General features: G+C 42.7%; 21 protein-coding genes and 4 pseudogenes. 9 read left to right on the top strand and 16 right to left on the bottom strand.

Features of this window, described 5'->3' with window-relative positions; all coding sequences use genetic code 11:
- Nucleotides 1-245: 245 nt before the first annotated feature.
- Both C5470_RS23790 and C5470_RS18195 read right to left on the bottom strand, forming a co-directional pair.
- Nucleotides 246-704: pseudogene (locus tag C5470_RS23790) on the bottom strand (IS982 family transposase).
- A 335-nt stretch (nt 705-1,039) separates the two neighbouring features.
- Nucleotides 1,040-1,510 carry a hypothetical protein gene (locus C5470_RS18195; RefSeq protein WP_070974616.1) on the bottom strand — a complete coding sequence of 157 codons (471 nt, stop codon included), beginning with the start codon at nt 1,508-1,510 and terminating at the stop codon, nt 1,040-1,042.
- A 197-nt stretch (nt 1,511-1,707) separates the two neighbouring features.
- Between C5470_RS18195 and C5470_RS22950 the strand changes: the two genes are divergently transcribed.
- The 3 genes from C5470_RS22950 to C5470_RS18180 all read left to right on the top strand — a co-directional run bounded on the left by C5470_RS22950 (nt 1,708) and on the right by C5470_RS18180 (nt 2,762).
- Nucleotides 1,708-1,797: an S-4TM family putative pore-forming effector gene (locus tag C5470_RS22950; RefSeq protein WP_232832504.1), complete on the top strand. Its 90-nt coding sequence runs from the start codon at nt 1,708-1,710 to the stop codon at nt 1,795-1,797.
- 323 nt (nt 1,798-2,120) lie between these two features.
- Nucleotides 2,121-2,303 carry a type II toxin-antitoxin system HicA family toxin gene (locus C5470_RS18185; protein WP_036849727.1) on the top strand — a complete coding sequence of 61 codons (183 nt, stop codon included), beginning with the start codon at nt 2,121-2,123 and terminating at the stop codon, nt 2,301-2,303.
- Nucleotides 2,304-2,354: 51 nt separating this feature from the next.
- Nucleotides 2,355-2,762, top strand: coding sequence for a type II toxin-antitoxin system HicB family antitoxin (locus C5470_RS18180; protein ID WP_036782624.1), 408 nt, complete (start codon nt 2,355-2,357; stop codon nt 2,760-2,762).
- 137 nt (nt 2,763-2,899) lie between these two features.
- On the opposite strand, the pseudogene C5470_RS23785 reads toward C5470_RS18180, so the two are convergent.
- From C5470_RS23785 to C5470_RS18155, 4 genes and pseudogenes are all read right to left on the bottom strand, one after another.
- Nucleotides 2,900-3,482: pseudogene (locus C5470_RS23785) on the bottom strand (IS982 family transposase); the annotation flags it as partial.
- 74 nt (nt 3,483-3,556) lie between these two features.
- Complete coding sequence (gene speD, locus C5470_RS18165; RefSeq protein WP_036849728.1) at nt 3,557-4,351, bottom strand: adenosylmethionine decarboxylase; 795 nt, start codon at nt 4,349-4,351, stop codon at nt 3,557-3,559.
- Nucleotides 4,352-4,379: 28 nt separating this feature from the next.
- Complete coding sequence (gene speE, locus C5470_RS18160; RefSeq protein ID WP_036849729.1) at nt 4,380-5,243, bottom strand: polyamine aminopropyltransferase; 864 nt, start codon at nt 5,241-5,243, stop codon at nt 4,380-4,382.
- A 111-nt stretch (nt 5,244-5,354) separates the two neighbouring features.
- Nucleotides 5,355-5,702, bottom strand: coding sequence for a YacC family pilotin-like protein (locus C5470_RS18155; protein WP_036849730.1), 348 nt, complete (start codon nt 5,700-5,702; stop codon nt 5,355-5,357).
- Nucleotides 5,703-5,891: 189 nt separating this feature from the next.
- On the opposite strand from C5470_RS18155, the gene cueO reads away from it, so the two are divergent.
- From cueO to hpt, 4 genes are all read left to right on the top strand, one after another.
- On the top strand, nt 5,892-7,436 hold the full coding sequence (cueO, locus tag C5470_RS18150; protein WP_166291068.1) for a multicopper oxidase CueO: 1,545 nt from the start codon (nt 5,892-5,894) through the stop codon (nt 7,434-7,436).
- Between the two features lie 164 nt (nt 7,437-7,600).
- Entirely contained in the window at nt 7,601-8,140 is a 540-nt protein-coding gene (locus C5470_RS18145; protein ID WP_036849732.1) for a Panacea domain-containing protein, read from the top strand.
- Nucleotides 8,141-8,143: 3 nt separating this feature from the next.
- The gene (locus C5470_RS18140; RefSeq protein ID WP_166291066.1) at nt 8,144-8,614 is read left to right on the top strand and encodes a hypothetical protein; all 471 of its coding nucleotides are present in this window, start codon (nt 8,144-8,146) and stop codon (nt 8,612-8,614) included.
- 113 nt (nt 8,615-8,727) lie between these two features.
- Nucleotides 8,728-9,264, top strand: coding sequence for a hypoxanthine phosphoribosyltransferase (hpt, locus tag C5470_RS18135; RefSeq protein ID WP_036849734.1), 537 nt, complete (start codon nt 8,728-8,730; stop codon nt 9,262-9,264).
- A 262-nt stretch (nt 9,265-9,526) separates the two neighbouring features.
- Here the strand turns inward: hpt and C5470_RS18130 are convergent, their stop codons facing one another.
- The 3 genes from C5470_RS18130 to C5470_RS23290 all read right to left on the bottom strand — a co-directional run bounded on the left by C5470_RS18130 (nt 9,527) and on the right by C5470_RS23290 (nt 10,961).
- A complete protein-coding gene (locus C5470_RS18130; protein ID WP_152963102.1) occupies nt 9,527-9,781 on the bottom strand; it encodes an AbrB/MazE/SpoVT family DNA-binding domain-containing protein in 255 nt (84 codons plus the stop codon).
- 438 nt (nt 9,782-10,219) lie between these two features.
- Nucleotides 10,220-10,873: a carbonate dehydratase gene (gene can / locus C5470_RS18125; protein ID WP_036849736.1), complete on the bottom strand. Its 654-nt coding sequence runs from the start codon at nt 10,871-10,873 to the stop codon at nt 10,220-10,222.
- Entirely contained in the window at nt 10,839-10,961 is a 123-nt protein-coding gene (locus C5470_RS23290; RefSeq protein WP_278249200.1) for a hypothetical protein, read from the bottom strand. Before C5470_RS23290 ends, can begins: the two co-directional genes overlap by 35 nt.
- A gap of 98 nt (nt 10,962-11,059) precedes the next feature.
- Between C5470_RS23290 and C5470_RS18120 the strand changes: the two genes are divergently transcribed.
- Together C5470_RS18120 and C5470_RS18115 are read left to right on the top strand one after the other, a co-directional pair.
- Complete coding sequence (locus tag C5470_RS18120; protein ID WP_166291064.1) at nt 11,060-11,986, top strand: ABC transporter ATP-binding protein; 927 nt, start codon at nt 11,060-11,062, stop codon at nt 11,984-11,986.
- Nucleotides 11,983-12,753 (top strand): ABC transporter permease, encoded by a 771-nt coding sequence (locus C5470_RS18115; RefSeq protein ID WP_036849738.1) that lies wholly within the window; start codon nt 11,983-11,985, stop codon nt 12,751-12,753. Before C5470_RS18120 ends, C5470_RS18115 begins: the two co-directional genes overlap by 4 nt.
- Before the next feature lie 98 nt (nt 12,754-12,851).
- On the opposite strand, the gene panD is transcribed toward C5470_RS18115, so the two are convergent.
- The 7 genes and pseudogenes from panD to C5470_RS18080 all read right to left on the bottom strand — a co-directional run.
- Nucleotides 12,852-13,232, bottom strand: coding sequence for an aspartate 1-decarboxylase (gene panD, locus C5470_RS18110; RefSeq protein WP_023044121.1), 381 nt, complete (start codon nt 13,230-13,232; stop codon nt 12,852-12,854).
- Nucleotides 13,233-13,311: 79 nt separating this feature from the next.
- Entirely contained in the window at nt 13,312-14,166 is an 855-nt protein-coding gene (panC, locus tag C5470_RS18105; protein ID WP_166291062.1) for a pantoate--beta-alanine ligase, read from the bottom strand.
- Nucleotides 14,167-14,219: 53 nt separating this feature from the next.
- On the bottom strand, nt 14,220-15,011 hold the full coding sequence (gene panB, locus C5470_RS18100) for a 3-methyl-2-oxobutanoate hydroxymethyltransferase (protein ID WP_036849740.1): 792 nt from the start codon (nt 15,009-15,011) through the stop codon (nt 14,220-14,222).
- A gap of 67 nt (nt 15,012-15,078) precedes the next feature.
- Complete coding sequence (gene folK / locus C5470_RS18095) at nt 15,079-15,594, bottom strand: 2-amino-4-hydroxy-6-hydroxymethyldihydropteridine diphosphokinase (protein ID WP_166291061.1); 516 nt, start codon at nt 15,592-15,594, stop codon at nt 15,079-15,081.
- 2 nt (nt 15,595-15,596) lie between these two features.
- On the bottom strand, nt 15,597-17,099 hold the full coding sequence (gene pcnB / locus C5470_RS18090; RefSeq protein ID WP_242688104.1) for a polynucleotide adenylyltransferase PcnB: 1,503 nt from the start codon (nt 17,097-17,099) through the stop codon (nt 15,597-15,599).
- Nucleotides 17,100-17,250: 151 nt separating this feature from the next.
- Nucleotides 17,251-17,490, bottom strand: a pseudogene (locus C5470_RS18085) (tRNA glutamyl-Q(34) synthetase GluQRS); the annotation flags it as partial.
- A gap of 26 nt (nt 17,491-17,516) precedes the next feature.
- A pseudogene (locus C5470_RS18080) lies at nt 17,517-17,612 on the bottom strand (IS5/IS1182 family transposase); the annotation flags it as partial.

The following is a 17,612-nucleotide window of genomic DNA, read 5'->3' as shown; positions in this document are numbered from 1 at the left end:
AACTGCCCTGAATAATGATTTTATTCGGGGCAGTGATTATTTTGTGAAATTATTGTGATGGTGTCTTATTAACCTCAGCTTGGTTTAAAAAAAGTGATATTACAATCCCGTAAATCCAAGCTCGGTTTTTTAGGTTGGAATGTATAAGCAATTAAGCCAGCGACGATTTCCAATAAAAAACCGAGCTGACTGCGGTGTCTTGAATGCGCTATCTGAGAAATATTTTTGAGCTGATCCACGACCGTTTATATCAAAAATCGCCTTCTTAACATCAGCTTATCCCAGAGAGATAACGCTTTTGCCTTCATGTTATTACGGACATGAGTGATTAACGTTATTCCTTCCGCTTCCAGTTCATCGCACAGGGCCTGTGACAAATACCCTTTATCGCCACAAACACCCTGTTAACCCTTGTACCCGCGCTTTGACGGGATGACGATCATCTTTATTTCCTGAGGTCAACTTAACCGCCAAAAGTTCACTACAATCATTGATAATCAGATGAAGTTTAAAGCCATAAAACCGCCTGTACTCGTTTTTCCTCGCTGTGCGACGCCCTTAAATACGCGATGACGGGGAATACGGAGGTTGTGACAAACGGCAATTTTGGTTGAATCAATAAAAGCGATCCCCTGGGTTTCAGCCTTGCGTGACGAAAGAAAAGCACAGAGGGGAATGAGCGCCCTTTGCTTCAAGGTTAACATCTGGGTATAGCTGACCAATTTGGGAAAATCGGCCTTAAGATAGTGTTTAACATGCTGAATATAAAACGTTTTAAAATCACGATAATGGCTCATGTGGAATAAAATGAGGAGCGTCATGACTTCACTGAGAGAAAGGGAAGCTTCGCGGCGACGTTTGAGCAAGCCATTTTCAATTAACTGTTGATGCCAGAGAGGAATAAATTGTTGGCAAAAGTCATCGACGCCGCAGTAAAGTTCTTCTAAATTAGACATGCCTGAGGATCTCCACGATTTTGTTTTATTTGACAAAAACTTTGATCGTGCCTCAGGCACTTAGTTCCCTTCTTAAGCAAACCTCAGGTTACTTGATTAAAATACCATGGACGATAGCCAGCAGGATCAGGATCAGCAGAAAGACAAATTCTATGACGCTTATTAATAGGATCATATACAATAATAATATATTCATTGTCTAATGAATATAAGTCATAACCTTCTCCAAATCCTGATTTCTTTAGCATTACTTGTAATTTTGATTTTGTGGGAGATTGAGACGCGAGCTCAATGCCCATATAACTTCCCGTTCCAGCAGTAAAAACATCTCCGCGTACCCAATACAAATCTTTATTCAGTTGAGAAATAGTTGTAATCGCTCCATCCACAGGCACAGGAGTATTATTGAGTACCCATTTAAATGAAGGGTCTGTATGTGCAGGTGTTTGCGTATAATCAGCTGTTAATATACTTACCTGATTAGCGAGCACTACTCCAGCTTTCGCATATCTGCTAGTAAAGTTTTCCTGTCTATAAATATGATATGTAGCCATTTTTTAAAACCTCCAATTAAAATTAACAATTATATACTAGATCATAAAAATTTTTTCACATTCTTATTTTTATATATGAATTAATAATAACCATAATATTTCGACACTATTTTTAAAATTTCTATAAATAGGGAGAATATAGATGCACAGCGTGGTTTTACTTCAATGAAATTATTTTTTCTGGTATTTTTCCCTCAATGAAAAAGACTGCGTTGACCATTCAGGAAATATATGACTGTGATGTTCTACACATTCCATGGAACGAGTTTAAAGTTGGAAAAAATTAGTCGTGAGAATATTTTTAAAGCATCTTCTTACTATAAAAAAGGGTGATAATAGTCAATTTCGTAACAGAGCACCACGTAACCCGCGCTTCAGCGGGATCAATACCGGAATTAAGCTAGGGAGAATTGGTTTAAATGCCATCAATTGAGCTAGGTCTTAATCCAGGTTTATAATGAGTAATGCTAGTTATTCGCGTTCTAAACCTGTGAGTGACAAAATAGTCGGCTACCCGAACAATATTTCTTATACCCATCATGGGTATTGGTGTTGATGGTGGGTATGAAAAGTGCTATCATTCTCTTGGTTTTGATTAAAGAGAGGGATAATGTCTAGCGATGAACTAATAAAGCAAATCAAAGCGGTTGGCTGGAATTTTGTGCGAGCCAATGGTTCGCATCATGTTTTCGAGAAATCAGGGGAACCCAGCCCGATAGTAATTCCGCATCCGCGCAAAGATTTGGCGGTCGGGACGCTCAATAAAATACTTAAACAAGCAGGACTGAAATAACTTAATTAAGCGGTTGAAAGGCCGCTCTTTAATCAAAGAGAAGGTGTAAGCATGAGATATCCTATTTATTTACATCAGGCTGACGACGGATCGTTTTCCGGTTTTGTGCCAGACGTGATCGGATGTTACTTTGCTGGCGATACCATTGACGACGCTATTAGCGATGCTCAAAACGCATTAGATACTTATTTTGAATACATGAGCGAAAAGGGTGAGGCTCCAGTACAAGCCAGAACTGTTGCTGACCATCTAAGCAATGAAGATTGCACCGGCGGCAGTTGGGCTTATGTTGACATGGATTTAACTAAATACGATGGAAAAGCCATCAAGCTAAACATTACTATGCCCCAACTTTTGTTGGGTAGAATTGATGAATACGTGAACTCACATCGTGAGTATCATAGCCGCAGCGGATTCTTGGCTGAATTGGCTCGGCGTGAGCTGTCGAAACACTCGTAAGATAATCCCTCTATCAAAACCATGAAAAGCCCGCTAACAGCGGGTTTTTTCTTTTAAGAATACCAAAGTGACATGACTAACCTCAGTTTCGTTTAAAAATAGCGATATCACAATCCCGTAAATTCAAGCTCGGTTTTTAACCCTTGTACCCGTGCTTTGACTGGATGACGATCATCTTTATTTCCTGAGGTCAACTTAACCGCCAAAAGTTCACCACAATCATTGATAATCAGATGAAGTTTAAAGCCATAAAACCGTCTGTACTCGTTTTCCCTCGCTGTGCGACGCCCTCAAATACGCGATGACGGGGAATACGGAGGTTGTGACAAACGGCAATTTTGGTTGAATCAATAAAAGCGATCCTCTGGGTTTCAGCCTTGCGTGACGAAAGAAAAGCACAGAGGGGAATGAGCGCCTTTTGCTTCAAGGTTAACATCCGGGTATAGCTGACCAATTTGGGAAAATCGGCCTGAAGATAGTGTTTAACATGCTGAATATAAAACGTTTTAAAATCACGATAATGGCTCATGTGGAATAAAATGAGGAGCGTCATGATTTCACTGAGAGAAAGGGAAACTTCGCGGCGACGTTTGAGCAAGCCATTTTCAATTAACTGTTGATGCCAGAGAGGAATAAATTGTTGGCAAAAGTCATCGAGCAGTAAAGTTCTTCTAAATTAGATGTGCCTGAGGATCTCCACGATTTTGTTTTATCTAGCAAAAACTTTGATCGTGCCTCAGGCACTTAGTCCCCTTCTTAAGCAAACCTCAGGTTAAATAATAAGTTAGTGAAAGTTAAACAGCGGGTAAATTACGTCCATAGTAAATTTCTTGTATCTCTTTTTTTAAGAGATGGGTAATTTCCAGCTTTTCAGTTTCACTTAATTGCTCTGGTGTGGCATTAAATAAACAATCATTCAGGTCAAATTCTTTTAGCATCATTTTTGTATGAAATAAATTTTCCTGATAAATATTGACATCCATCATGTAATACTGTGATTGCACTTCTTCGGTCATATAATTCTGAATAGAACTGATTTCGTGATCGATATAGTGCTTCACGCCATTCACATCTCTGGTGAAACCACGCACGCGATAATCCATTGTGACAATATCCGATTCCAATTCGTGGATCAGATAGTTCAGCGCTTTGAGAGGTGAAATAACACCGCAGGTTGATACTTCAATATCAGCCCGGAAAGTGCATATGCCACCGCCCGGATGACTCTCTGGGTAAGTGTGGACACAGATATGGCTCTTATCCAAATGAGCAACGACAGAATCGGGTAATGGACCTGGATTTTCAGTATTGTCTACATCCTTTGGATCCATCGGCTCTTCGCTGACGAGTATAGTGACACTTGCCCCTTGTGGCTCATAGTCTTGGCGGGCAATATTCAGAATATTTGCACCAATGATCAAACAGGTTTCGCTGAGAATTTCCGTTAAACGATTAGCGTTATATTGTTCGTCAATGTAGGCGATATAACTATCCCGATCAGCTTGGCTTTTTGCATAGCAGATATCATAAATACAAAAACTCAGGCTTTTTGTCAGGTTATTAAAGCCGTGCAATTTCAGCTTGTGCAATTTATTTCACCTCTTGGCTTATGGGTGATTATGGGTTCTTGGATAGTGCATCCAGCAGATATTGCGGTAGAGCAAAGCTACCTGCGTGAACGGCTGGGTTGTAGTAGCGGCAGGTAAAACCTGCGGCATTAAAGCGCTGTTGCAGTGTTGTCGGATCTACATGACGTAATGCCCGGTTCTGGCTTGCCCATGCAAAGGTCATTATTCCACCATAATAGGTTGGAATAGCAGCCTGATAGAAACTGCTGTCAGCGAAATAGTTGCTCAATTTTTTATGGCTGGTTACCGCTTCATCCTGTTGTAGAAAACAGACGCCATTCTGGGCAACCAAAATGCCACCTTCATTCAGACAGCGCTGGCAACCTTGATAGAATTCCGATGTGAATAATCCTTCACCAGGTCCGATCGGATCAGTGCAGTCAGAAATAATGACATCGAATTTCTGGTCGGTGGTGCTAACGAAATTAACACCATCGTCAATGACCAGGTTGAAGCGCGGATCATCATAAGCACCGGCATTATGGTTAGGCAGATACTGACGGCAGAATTCAACTACGCCGGCATCAATTTCAACCATAGTAACGCTTTCAAGGTATTGATGACGACAGACTTCGCGCAGCATACCGCCATCGCCACCGCCGATAATCAGCACGCGTTTGGCGTTTCCGTGGGCGAACAGAGGAACATGAGCCATCATTTCGTGGTAGATAAATTCATCACGTTCAGTCGTTTGTACTGTACCATCCAGCGCCATGATGCGGCCTAACTCCGCATTTTCAAAGATAATCAAATCCTGATGCTCAGTTTTATCGTGATAAAGCACTTTATCGACCGAAAAATACTGACCAAAATTGGCGTGCAGGGTTTCGTACCAAGTTTCTTTTTGTGACATGCCGCAGCTTTCCTCCACTGTGATGGCCGTGAAAATTGGGCTCACATAATAGCCAACAATCCTCACAGTTGCACGGTGAAATTTACCCCTTAAGGGGTATTAGGGGAGGAACTACTTCACGTAGGCAAATAGGCTCAACGAATCTCTGGCGAGGGCATGGCACTTTATCGCATTGGAGAGGTAAATACCTTTCAGATCCTGATAGCTTTCTTCATTGAGTCTATCCATCAATTGGCTGTTGTAATTGGTCAAATCCCACTTATTACGTTGAGCGAAATAGATAATGGCCCGCTTAATTTCCCGGTCAGGGATTTGGCTGTAACCACAGTCATATTTCAGATAGATAAACACCGCCGTCAGATCCGCCAGATCTTCAGCTTCATTTTCTGTCAGCGCTTTTGCGGGGTGGGAAAAACCGAAAAGAACTAATAGGTAAGTCAATAAGGCTAATTTTCGCATTTGTATTATTATAATGAATTCGTGTCAGGTTACGTTAACATATTAATATCTTTGTCCGGTAAAATTTATTTTTTTAAATTATTGTAAAGATCGATTTAAATCACATTCCCATTGCTTGACCTTCCTGTAAGGGCAACCTTTACGTTGCTGTTATGTGTTATTTTTTGCCAGTTTAATCAGGAGATTGATATGCAACGACGTGATTTTATTAAATTAAGTGCCGTTATCGGTGTCTCCGGTATGTTACCTGTCTGGAGCTGTTTCTCCTTTGCTGAACCCTATCCGGCGCTCCCCATTCCTCCACAGATAGAGCCAGATGCATCAGGTAAAATTGCTATTGAAATCAAAGCCGGGCAATCCTGTTTTAGAGCGGGATCGGTGACTAAAACTTGGGGTTACAATGGTGATTTACTTGGCCCGGCATTGAAATTGACTTCAGGTAAACCTGTTACTATCGATATTCGTAATCATCTGCCGGAAGAGACGACGGTTCACTGGCACGGTCTGGAAATTACCGGGGAGGCTGATGGTGGTCCACATGCGATGATTGCACCAGGTGGGAGTCGAACCGTGAGTTTTACCCTTGAACAACCGGAAGCAACTTGCTGGTTCCATCCGCATACACATGGTAAGACGGGTTATCAGGTGGCAATGGGGCTTGGTGGATTAGTACTGATTGAAGATGAGAACAGCATTAAAACGGGTTTGCCAAACCAATGGGGGGTGGATGATGTTCCGGTGATTTTACAGGATAAACGCTTGAATAAAGAGGGTCAGATTGATTATCAACTGGATGTGATGAGTGCTGCTGTTGGTTGGTTTGGCGATATGATGTTGACCAACGGCGTTGTTTTACCTCAGCATATCGCGCCACGTGGTTGGTTACGCCTGCGTTTGCTGAATGGTTGTAATGCCCGCAGCCTGAATATCGCTGTTGGTGATGGCCGAGAATTGTATGTTGTTGCCAGTGATGGTGGCTTGTTAGCAGAACCCGTTGCGGTTAATGAGTTATCGATTCTGTCGGGAGAACGTTTTGAAGTCGTAGTGAATACGTCGGATGGAAAACCTTTCGATCTGGTGACGTTACCGGTAGTTCAGATGGGAATGACATTACCGCCGTTTGATCAGCCATTACCAGTTTTGCGCATTCAACCTCAGCTTTTTTCCAGCCGCACAATATTGTCGGAGCAGCTTGTCGCTCTTCCTGCCTTGCCTTCCCTAAAGGGCTTGAATAGACGTAGTTTGCATCTGGCGATGGATGGTCGTCTGGATATGCAGGGGATGATGCTGTTGTCTCAGCGCTACGGTGAGCAAGCTATGGCGGGTATGGGAATGCATCATGGGAATATGAACCACGGAGATATGCATCATGGCGGTGAATTCAATTTCCATCATGCGAATACCATCAATGGGCAGGCTTTCTCTATGACAGAACCTGCTTTTGATGTTAAACAGGGGCAATATGAGCACTGGGTGATTTCGGGGGTTGGCGATATGATGCTGCATCCGTTCCATATCCACGGTACCCGTTTCCGCATTTTGCGTGAAAATGGCCGCAAACCTGCCGCTCACCGCAGTGGCTGGAAAGACATTGTTCATGTGGAAGGTAAGGAGAGTGAAGTGCTGGTTCAGTTCAATCATACGGCGGGAGCTAAACATCCATTTATGGCGCATTGTCATCTGCTGGAGCATGAGGATACCGGTATGATGCTGGGTTTTACTGTTAGTAAATAATCTTGCTCACATTGCCTCTTATTTGGTTTTATCGTGTTTTTTAGGCCATGGTGGCGGTCAGTATCAATAGAACACCACAAAGCGTTGTACAGTGATTGCTGTAGGCACTAAAATAGACGCAGATTTTTGAGTGTTATTTGTCCTGTTTAAATGAAGGTGTTGAGATGCTTAATGTAAGGTTTGACTCAGAAAAGGCTGTAGAGGCTATTCTGTATGTTGCCTCTGTAGCGCCAATCCCTGATATTTATCATGTGGGTAAAATTCTGTATTTTGCTGACAGGCTCCATTTAGAACATTATGGACGGCTTATTACCGGTGATAACTATCTTGCGATGAAAGATGGGCCTGTCGCAGAAAATGCTTATGATATTATAAAGATAGCCAGAGGTGACGGGCGCTTTATTCCAAATGGGTGTGACATTGATGTTATTCGATCATCTTTGTCAGTAGACGGCAGTAATGGAAATCATCAGGTGCGTGCGTTACGTAATTTCAATGAAGATGTATTCAGTGATTCAGATATTAATTGCATAAATGAAGCAATTGAGAAGTATGGGAATCTTTCTTTTAAAGAAATACGTGATATCAGTCACGATAGCGTTTGGATGGCCGCTGATCAGAATGGTGAAATTCCATTGGAAGTAATAGCGGCCAGTTGCAAAGATGGTGACAAATTAGTTGCTTATCTGACTTCTGCTGAGTAGCTGATGACTAATCTTGGTGACAAATTTCCTGCATCTTTTAGGGCAGATTTCTTAGCCCGGCAGAGTTTAGCTATAGGAGATGTTCTTTATCTTCACTGTCCTTTTACAACGCCTCCAAAGTTAAAATATCTGTTGGTTTGCTACTGTGAGCCGCTGCTTGTTCTGATAATTAATTCTAAAATCAGCGAATTTATCCAATTACGGCAGGAGCTTCTTCAATGTCAGGTTGATCTGCCTCAGAAAGATCATAAGTTTTTGCAATGGGATTCGTTTGTTAATTGTATAGATGCTCATGCGGCATTTGATATTAATGATATTAAGGGAAAAATCAGCACTGATTATCATAATATTGTTAAAGGTAAAGTCGCTGATTATTGTATGCGTGAAGTTTATAAGGCGGTTAAATGTTCCCCGACGATGAAACGTGGACAGAAACGCAAAATATTAGAGTCACTAGAACGATTTGTTGGTTAGCTGTATCTTATTCTGTTCAAAAGAACGGAGTATCAATCGGCATACTAATAATCATGATTTTCACTGTGCTTTATCATGATTATTATTTTTAAAAACAATTGGTTATATTTATAATGAAACACACTGTAGAAGTTATGATCTCCGAACAGGAGGTTAAGCAACGTATCGCTGAGTTGGGAAAACAGATCACTGAACACTATCGTGACAGTGGCAACGAGCTGGTTATGGTCGGGTTACTGAGAGGCTCATTTATTTTTATGGCTGATTTGTGCCGTGAAATTCAGGTTCCTCATGAAGTGGATTTTATGACGGCTTCCAGTTATGGCAGCGGTATGAATTCCACCCGCGATGTGAAAATTCTTAAAGATTTGGATGAAGATATTCGTGGCAAACATGTGCTGATTGTGGAAGACATTATTGATTCAGGTAATACTCTGAATAAAGTGCGTGAAATTCTGGCACTGCGTGAGCCAAAATCACTGGCAATCTGTACTTTGCTTGATAAACCTTCCCGCCGTGAAGTTGATGTTCCGGTTGAATGGATTGGTTACTCAATTGAAGATAAATTTGTTGTGGGTTACGGTATTGATTATGCGCAGCATTATCGCCATTTGCCTTATATCGGCCATGTGATTTTGTTGGAAGAGTAATTTTTACAGAATCTGGAAGCGGCAGCTTTCGGGTTGCCGTTTTTATTTTGTGATTCAGGAATGATGTATAGGGCTGCGTCCCTATCTACATTTCGGCACTGGTGCCTAATACGGCTTCCGGTCGTAGAACCATATCGGCAGATATCCCTGATTAACAGTAGAATTTATTCCAATATGTATGGCCTTTTGTCACCTTGCAGCTCTTGACCAGCGACTGGGTTTAAGCAAGCCTCAATAATATCCCTTCGTTGAAATATTGCCATTACACTTCATTCCCTACAGGCTTACTGGCATCCCATTCTTTTAAGATTTCAGGCATTGGTGCTTCTGAGTCACATAAAGCAAGTCGATCGGCTAATTTGTACTTGGGACGATGGTTTACCGCAGAGATCACGGTTTTCCTTTGTTCTTCGACAATTGATAATTGGTCACCCTCTTTCAGGTAGAGGGATTTCAATAGTTGAGCTGGAATAATAGTACCAACAGAGTTTGCAATTTTTCTGACATGAGTGAGCATAGAACTTTCCTCGCAAGTAACTGTTATCACATTGTTGACACTTTAGAGTGGTCTTACCGAAATATCAACATTGTTATTACAGGTAATGTGATTAGATCGCCCATAAAAATGTTCTTTTTCATGAACTATTTTGTTTTCTTTTTATTACCATATGCGTACATTCGTAAAATAAAGAAATCAAAATAGATACTTGATATTTAAATAGGCAGCGATTTAATAAAATGAAAATCTGTATTAATCTTCGTTTAATTACGCTGTAGAAGAGGTTAAATATAACCTTTTCTACAGCGTATTTTGTTATACCCGTTATCTTTCAAGTTGCCTCTTTGTTGGCTGCACTCGCTCACCCCGGTCACATAGTGAGCTATGCTCCTGGGGATTCGCTCCCTTGCCGTCGCGATGCATCTTGAAATCTATAGGGTATAGTTACCTGAAAACTTACTTTTTATTCGTCAGTTTGGATACGGTCTGACGATAGGCAAGTTCCAGCTTTTCACGACTGTCAGCCGTGACGTCCAGATCCTGCAACTGACCATTATGGATACCGTAAACCCAGCCGTGGATCATCACTTTCTGTCCCCGTTTCCATGCGGCTTGCATAATAGTTGAGTGACCAAGGTTATACACTTGTTCGACAACGTTGATTTCGCACAGACGGTTCAGGCGTTCATTAGGCGGTAATTCACCTAGCATAGAACTGTGTTTATACCAGAGATCGCGGATATGCAGCAGCCAGTTGTTAATCAATCCCAGTTCAGTGCCATCAATTGCGGCTTCGATACCACCACAGCCATAATGGCCGCAGATAATAATATGTTCAACTTCCAGTACGTCTATTGCGTATTGAATAACAGAAAGACAATTTAAGTCAGTATGGATAACCAGGTTTGCCACATTTCTGTGCACAAACAGGTCACCGGGAGCGGCATCAATCAGTTTTTCTGCGGGTACCCGACTGTCTGAGCAACCAATCCACAAGAAATGGGGTTTCTGAGACTTTGCTAATTCTTTGAAAAATTTTGGGTTTTCTTCGTTAACCGATTCTGACCACTGCTTGTTATTGGCAAGCAACTCTTCTATTTTTTTCATCATGGTGAATAGCCTGATAGCGTTTATTTAAGATAGAATCATATACAACATCAATTAAAATTTTAATATTTTGTTGCTGTTTGTTTTTCATCTTTCTACTGTTTTTGCAAAGAAAACCAGGCAGGAAAGGCGCATTATATTTTCATATTGCACGCAAAAGCGGCCAGATAATAAAGGTTTTTTTAATTTATGACTTATGCATTGGAGTTAACGCAGCTTACCAAGACCTACACTGGTGATGTTAAGGCGCTGCGTGGGATTGACCTGAATGTAGAAGCAGGAGATTTCTACGCGTTATTGGGTCCGAACGGTGCAGGGAAGTCCACCACAATCGGTATTATCAGTTCTCTGGTAAACAAAAGCAGCGGTAAGGTTAAGGTGTTTGGCTACGATATTGATACGGATATTGTGAATGCCAAGCGCCAGTTAGGTCTTGTTCCGCAGGAGTTTAACTTTAACCCGTTTGAAACGGTGTTGCAGATTGTTCTCAATCAGGCGGGTTATTACGGTGTGCCGCGAAAAGTGGCTCAAGCCAGAGCGAAAACTTATCTGTCAAAATTGGATCTGTGGGAAAAACGCGATCAACGGGCGATCCGCTTGTCTGGTGGTATGAAACGGCGTCTGATGATTGTACGTGCTTTGATGCATCAGCCTAAATTATTAATCCTTGATGAGCCGACAGCCGGTGTTGATATTGAACTGCGCCGCTCTATGTGGCGTTTTTTGAAAGAATTGAATGCCCAGGGAACCACGATCATTCTGACCACACATTATCTGGAAGAAGCAGAAATGCTGTGCCGTAATATTGGTATTATTCAGCATGGTGAGCTGGTGGAAAACACCAGTATGAAAAATTTACTTAGTCAGGTGGAATCTGAAACGTTCTTCTTCGATCTGGCGACGAAGAGTCCAGCGCCTGAACTTGCCGGATATAATTACCGGGTGATAGACACATCGACCCTGGAAGTCGATGTTCAGCGTGAACAGGGGTTAAATGGTGTATTTACCCAATTAAATGCTCAGGGTATTCAGATCCCAAGTATGCGTAATAAAGCGAACCGTCTGGAAGAGTTGTTTGTCAGTTTGGTGAACAACAAGCAAGGAGACCGTAAATGATTCAGCTGTACTGGGTGGCGCTAAAAACGCTCTGGATTAAAGAAATTACCCGTTTTGGTCGTATCTGGGTACAGACTTTATTACCGCCGGTTATCACTATGTCACTCTATTTTGTTATTTTTGGTAGTTTGATCGGTTCGCGGATTGGACAAATGGGCGGTGTGGATTATATGCAGTTTATTGTCCCTGGCCTGATTATGATGGCAGTGATTACTAACTCTTATGCCAATGTTTCTTCTTCTTTCTTTGGGGCGAAATTTCAGCGCAGTATTGAGGAATTATTGGTAGCGCCGGTTCCAACACATATTGTTATTGCAGGTTTTGTGGGTGGTGGTGTTGCCCGCGGTGTTTGTGTTGGTATTCTGGTGACATTGGTTTCTCTGTTTTTTGTTCCGCTTCATATTCATGCGTGGTGGATGATTGTTGTCACTTTGCTGATGACATCAATTCTGTTCTCGCTGGGTGGTTTGCTGAATTCTATTTTTGCTAAGACATTTGATGATATCAGCATTATTCCGACCTTCGTATTAACGCCTCTGACTTATCTTGGCGGGGTGTTTTATTCGCTGACATTATTACCGCCATTTTGGCAAGCTGTTTCCAAACTGAATCCGATCGTTTATATGATTAGTGGTTTCCGTTACGGCTTTATGGGAATTACCGATGTTTCTTTAACAGTAACGTTGGGTGTTTTGACTGCGTTTATTGCGGTTTTTTATTTTGTCGCCTGGTATTTGATTGAAACAGGGCGGGGGTTGAGGACTTAATTTGTAAATTGTTTTGTAATTAAGTGGTGGTGATGGGTAGGGGAAGTTTATTTATAATGTCTTCACGACCTACCCATTATTAATCATGTGGTGAGTATTCAGGCCACTTGAACCGGAACGGCTTTGGCAATACGGCTCATAATATTGTCACCGTCAAAGTAAGCCATATTAGGCTTATGATGACGGGCATCTTCGTCAGAAATTTGTATATATGAGCAGATAATTAACTTATGACCTACCTTAGCACGGTGAGCCGCTGCTCCGTTGACTGAAATGATTCTGGAACCACGTTCAGCGGCAATAGCATAAGTGGAAAAACGTTCGCCGTTATCCACGTTATAGATATCAATGGCTTCATATTCCAGAATACCGGCTGCATCCATAAAGTTCTGATCAATTGCACAGGAACCTTCATAATGCAGATCTGCCTGAGTGACTTTCACTCGGTGCAATTTCCCTTGTAGCATAGTGCGCAACATGGTTTTCTCCTGATTTGATAACAACTTAGAACCTGTTATTTTATTTTTCTGCGTCAATAACGTCTGACAGAACAGACTATTATTGAGTTAAATCGACCTGCTGATTATCGATTAATCGGGTTTGCCCTAACCAGGCGGCCATCAGAATAACCGCGTTTTTACTTTCGGTATTCAATGGTGCCAGAGTTTCGGCATCACGGATAAACAACTCATCAGGCATAAAGCTAGCTTGGCGTAGCTGTTCGGAAGCTTGAGTGAGTAATCGTTCTGTGTGGCGTTCACCCTGCGCCATTTTTTCAGCGATAGATTTCATGATCTTGCTGAGTTCTGGCGCGATTCTATGTTCATCGGCGGTTAAATTGTTATTACGCGAACTCAGTGCCAGGCCATTTTTATCGCGTACCGTTGGTACTGAAACTAAAGTAATATCATAAGCCAGATCGGCAATCATCTTGCGGATAAGTTGTAATTGCTGAAAATCTTTCTCGCCAAAATAGGTTAAATCCGGTTGCACCAGATTGAACAGTTTGCTCACCACGGTTGAAACACCGCGGAAATGACCAGGACGGCTGGCACCTTCCAGTATGGTAGAAAGTTCAGGAACTTCAACATACGTCTGATGTTCCATACCATTGGGGTATATTTCCTTATCGGAGGGGGCAAAGACCAGATCAGCACCATGTTGGTGAAGTTTTTCGCAATCTTTTTGTAAGGTACGTGGATATCTTGCCAGATCATCCTGACGATTAAACTGCATCGGGTTAACGAAGATACTGACGATGACAATATCTGCCTGCCCTTTGGCTTCATCAACTAATGTCATATGGCCGTTGTGCAGGTTACCCATTGTTGGCACCAGTGCAATGCGTTTCCCTTCCTGACGCCAACGGCGGATTTCACGGCGTAGAATCGGTACTGTTTCGACAATCAGCATTGCTTAATACTCCTTAATGTGTTCAAAGTCTTCGGGCTAACAAGGATAATTTATTAATCAAATGAATGTTCTTTACCAGGATAGGATCCACTTTCTACCTGCTCTTTATACAGGCGGATGGCATCGCGCATATTTCCTGCCTCTTCAAGGAAGTTTTTCGCAAATTTAGGTGGTCTGGCGGTAATTCCCAGTGCGTCATGCATCACCAAAACTTGTCCGTCAGTCACATTACCGGCACCAATACCAATCACCGGGATTTGTAATTCATCGGTAATCCGTTTAGCTAATTCGGTAGGGACACACTCCAGCACCAGCAATTGTATGCCCGCTTGTTCCAGTGTAATCGCATCTTTTATCAACTGATTAGCCGATTTTTCATCACGTCCCTGGACTTTATAACCCCCAAGAACATGAACAGACTGAGGCGTTAGTCCCAAATGAGCGCAAACAGGTACGGAACGTTCGGTAAGCATCTTAGTGGTATCGCTTAACCAACTGCCGCCCTCAATTTTCACCATGTTAGCTCCGGCACGCATAAGTTTGGCGGCGTTTTCACAACTTTGTTCCGGTGTGGCATAACTCATGAAAGGCATATCGGCAATAAGGAAAGTATAGGGCGCACCAGCACGGACGCAACGAGTGTGGTAGACAATATCTTCGACAGTCACTGGAATGGTGGTATTAGCCCCTTGTAATGTCATACCCAGTGAATCACCAACCAGCATGACATCAATACCTTGCCCGGCAAATAGCTGGGCAAAGCTGGAGTCGTAAGCGGTAATAGTAGCGAATTTACGTTTTTCTTTTTTGAGCTGATTCAGATCAGCCATGGTGATGGGTTTCATTATCTATCTTCCTCCTGCAATTTTTCTTGTTATATACAGAAATCGGCCACGGACTGAACTGAGATCCTTATCTACAATGATTAGGATCAGAGGGCTGCGGTGGCTGCCAGAGTACCAGGCCGTTTTCCGGGATATGTTTCAGTCTTTCAGATAAAGCTTCCCCATCAGGAAATACCAGGTCAGGGGCGATTTCAGCCAACGGGTAGAGCATGAATTCGCGTTGTTTCAGTCCATAGTGGGGGATGGTTAAGCGTTCGGTATCAATCACCTGATCACCAAATAGCATGATATCCAGATCAAGTGTCCTTGGCCCCCAACGTTCATCTTTTCTGACTCGTCCCTGAGCCAGTTCAATCGCCTGAGTGTGATTGAGCAGCTCTTCAGGTGCCAGAATGGTTTCCAGTGCTACCGCCACATTCAGAAAGTCAGGCTGATTTTGTGGCCCCATCGGTTTGGTTCGATACCATGAAGAGCTGGCAATAAACTCTGTTTCCGGTAAATCTCTTAATGCAGCAAGTGCATTTTTTACTTGCCGCACAGGTTCTGCCAGGTTGCTGCCAACAGCGATATAAACACGGGTCATGATCAGTTGTCCCTGCTCCGTCTTGGTTTATAGTGGCGGCGTGGTCGTGTACGACGATGGGCAATATCATTGCCCAGCTCAGAAATCATACTCCGTTGCTGTGATGCGTTGGCTTGCTGGAATTCTCCCCACCAATGAGCAAGGTCTTTTAGCTCATTACGGCTTTCGACATTGGCACGCAATTCCAGCAGGTCATAGGCAGCACGGAATTTAGGGTGTTCCATCAGTTTGTTTGCCCGTCTACCATGGCGGCGCGGCAGACGTAACTGCAATTGCCAGATATCACGCATGATGGTTGTCAGGCGTTTAGGAATAGCGATAGAGTGGCACTGTTCGTCCAGAATATCATTCATCGCCAGGGCGAAGGAGTCGTAGTAAGTCAGACCACTTTCCTGAGATAGCTTTTCTGCGTGTTCAACCAATGGATACCAAAGCATCGCGGCGAACAGAAACGCCGGGTTAACCCGTTTATCATTTTGTAGCCGATAGTCGGTATTCTTCAAAACCTGATTGAGCATACGCTCCATAGGTGAATCATTATTTTCGGTGAAATAGCGTTGAACCAATGGGAATAGCGGTTGAAACAGACGGTATTCGCGCAGAAGTTTATAAGTGCTGTAGCCTTGACCTGTTTGCAACAGTTTTAACGACTCTTCAAACAGACGAGCTGGTGGAATATGACTCAGCAGAAAAGCCAGACGGGAAATAGGCTCGGCGGTATCTTCGCTGATTGTCATATCCAGTTTGCTGGCGAAACGAATTGCACGCAGCATTCTGACCGGATCTTCCCGATAACGGGTTTCTGGATCGCCAATCAGACGGATAACACCGGTTTCCAGGTCATTAAGGCCACCGGCATAATCACGCAGAGAGAAATCGTTGATGCCGTAATAGAGGCTGTTAATGGTGAAATCACGGCGCATAGCATCTTCTTCAATTGAGCCGAAGATGTTATCCCGTAACAACATACCGCTCTGAGCCTGTTGTGACTGATTTTTATCATCAGAATCAGTCTGCTCATGTGGCCCACGGAATGTTGCAACTTCAATCACTTCCGGGCCAAACATAATATGGGCTAAACGGAAGCGGCGTCCAACCAGACGGCAGTTGCGAAATAATTTACGGACTTGTTCTGGTGTTGCATTGGTTGCAATATCAAAATCTTTCGGTTGTGTGCCGAGTAGTAAGTCACGGACACCACCGCCGACCAGATAAGCTTCAAAGCCGGATTTATTTAAACGATAAAGTACTTTCAGGGCATTTTCACTGATATCTTTGCGGGAAATATTGTGCTGCTCCCGTGGAATTACCGTTATTGGTAAATCCAAATGAAGACTCTCCTGCTCAACCTTCCTTTGTGTTTTCACGTTGGATGAGGACTGATGGGTTTTTTTGCGATTAGAGTGAAGAGTTACGTACTCTTCCTGAGTAGAACGGTCAGATACGGTGACTGGCCTTTCACTGGCTGCCTGTAGCTCGCGGTTAATTTTCCCCTCGCGGATCAATAAATTACGGCAGAAATTTGCTACTCGGTTAAAAATGGTACACCTCGATAAGTAACTAATCATATAAAACGAATAAAAAACAGCAGCTAATCATAGCCTACTGTGTATTTTTTGAGAATGGTTGTTATGACTAACCTTAACTTTATTCACGTTACCTGTATATTTTACCTTGCCGTGGAATTCGATCCAGATCCCAACGTACTATTGCTTTGTTCAACAGTTGATCGTGGGAAAGATCTTGCCAGTTTTTTATGACAGGCTGATTAAGGAAAGATAATGCTTCAATCAATAACGGCCGGGGATCATCCAATGGGATTGGTTGGGCGTGATTCTGTTTGGAAAGTTTATTACCGTCCTTATTCAGAGCCAGTGGCAGGTGAATATAACTAGGGGCTGTTGACGTTTCGTGTACATAACTTATACAGCCCACATGGGTAACCACATCATTATAAAAGCCATGGCAACCATACTGGCATAATTTCGCTCAAGTTTGTCGTATCTTGTTGCTATTGC

Origin of the sequence: Photorhabdus stackebrandtii, from assembly GCF_011189495.1 — a bacterium.
Classification (GTDB): domain Bacteria; phylum Pseudomonadota; class Gammaproteobacteria; order Enterobacterales; family Enterobacteriaceae; genus Photorhabdus; species Photorhabdus khanii.
This window is presented reverse-complemented; position numbering and strand designations above follow the sequence as displayed.

What these genes read in the sequence shown, in the direction of transcription:
- panC (WP_166291062.1), bottom strand. Translation starts at nt 14,166, where the DNA reads ATGCTGATTGTCGAAACAGTACCGATTCTACGCCGTGAAATCCGCCGT.
- speE (WP_036849729.1), bottom strand. Translation starts at nt 5,243, where the DNA reads ATGTCACAAAAAGAAACTTGGTACGAAACCCTGCACGCCAATTTTGGT.
- C5470_RS18145 (WP_036849732.1), top strand. Translation starts at nt 7,601, where the DNA reads ATGCTTAATGTAAGGTTTGACTCAGAAAAGGCTGTAGAGGCTATTCTG.
- C5470_RS18130 (WP_152963102.1), bottom strand. Translation starts at nt 9,781, where the DNA reads ATGCTCACTCATGTCAGAAAAATTGCAAACTCTGTTGGTACTATTATT.
- hpt (WP_036849734.1), top strand. Translation starts at nt 8,728, where the DNA reads ATGAAACACACTGTAGAAGTTATGATCTCCGAACAGGAGGTTAAGCAA.
- C5470_RS18120 (WP_166291064.1), top strand. Translation starts at nt 11,060, where the DNA reads ATGACTTATGCATTGGAGTTAACGCAGCTTACCAAGACCTACACTGGT.
- C5470_RS18180 (WP_036782624.1), top strand. Translation starts at nt 2,355, where the DNA reads ATGAGATATCCTATTTATTTACATCAGGCTGACGACGGATCGTTTTCC.
- cueO (WP_166291068.1), top strand. Translation starts at nt 5,892, where the DNA reads ATGCAACGACGTGATTTTATTAAATTAAGTGCCGTTATCGGTGTCTCC.
- panD (WP_023044121.1), bottom strand. Translation starts at nt 13,232, where the DNA reads ATGTTGCGCACTATGCTACAAGGGAAATTGCACCGAGTGAAAGTCACT.
- C5470_RS18185 (WP_036849727.1), top strand. Translation starts at nt 2,121, where the DNA reads ATGTCTAGCGATGAACTAATAAAGCAAATCAAAGCGGTTGGCTGGAAT.
- C5470_RS18195 (WP_070974616.1), bottom strand. Translation starts at nt 1,510, where the DNA reads ATGGCTACATATCATATTTATAGACAGGAAAACTTTACTAGCAGATAT.
- C5470_RS23290 (WP_278249200.1), bottom strand. Translation starts at nt 10,961, where the DNA reads ATGAAAAACAAACAGCAACAAAATATTAAAATTTTAATTGATGTTGTA.
- can (WP_036849736.1), bottom strand. Translation starts at nt 10,873, where the DNA reads ATGATGAAAAAAATAGAAGAGTTGCTTGCCAATAACAAGCAGTGGTCA.
- folK (WP_166291061.1), bottom strand. Translation starts at nt 15,594, where the DNA reads ATGACCCGTGTTTATATCGCTGTTGGCAGCAACCTGGCAGAACCTGTG.
- panB (WP_036849740.1), bottom strand. Translation starts at nt 15,011, where the DNA reads ATGAAACCCATCACCATGGCTGATCTGAATCAGCTCAAAAAAGAAAAA.
- C5470_RS18115 (WP_036849738.1), top strand. Translation starts at nt 11,983, where the DNA reads ATGATTCAGCTGTACTGGGTGGCGCTAAAAACGCTCTGGATTAAAGAA.
- C5470_RS18140 (WP_166291066.1), top strand. Translation starts at nt 8,144, where the DNA reads ATGACTAATCTTGGTGACAAATTTCCTGCATCTTTTAGGGCAGATTTC.
- C5470_RS18155 (WP_036849730.1), bottom strand. Translation starts at nt 5,702, where the DNA reads ATGCGAAAATTAGCCTTATTGACTTACCTATTAGTTCTTTTCGGTTTT.
- C5470_RS22950 (WP_232832504.1), top strand. Translation starts at nt 1,708, where the DNA reads ATGAAAAAGACTGCGTTGACCATTCAGGAAATATATGACTGTGATGTT.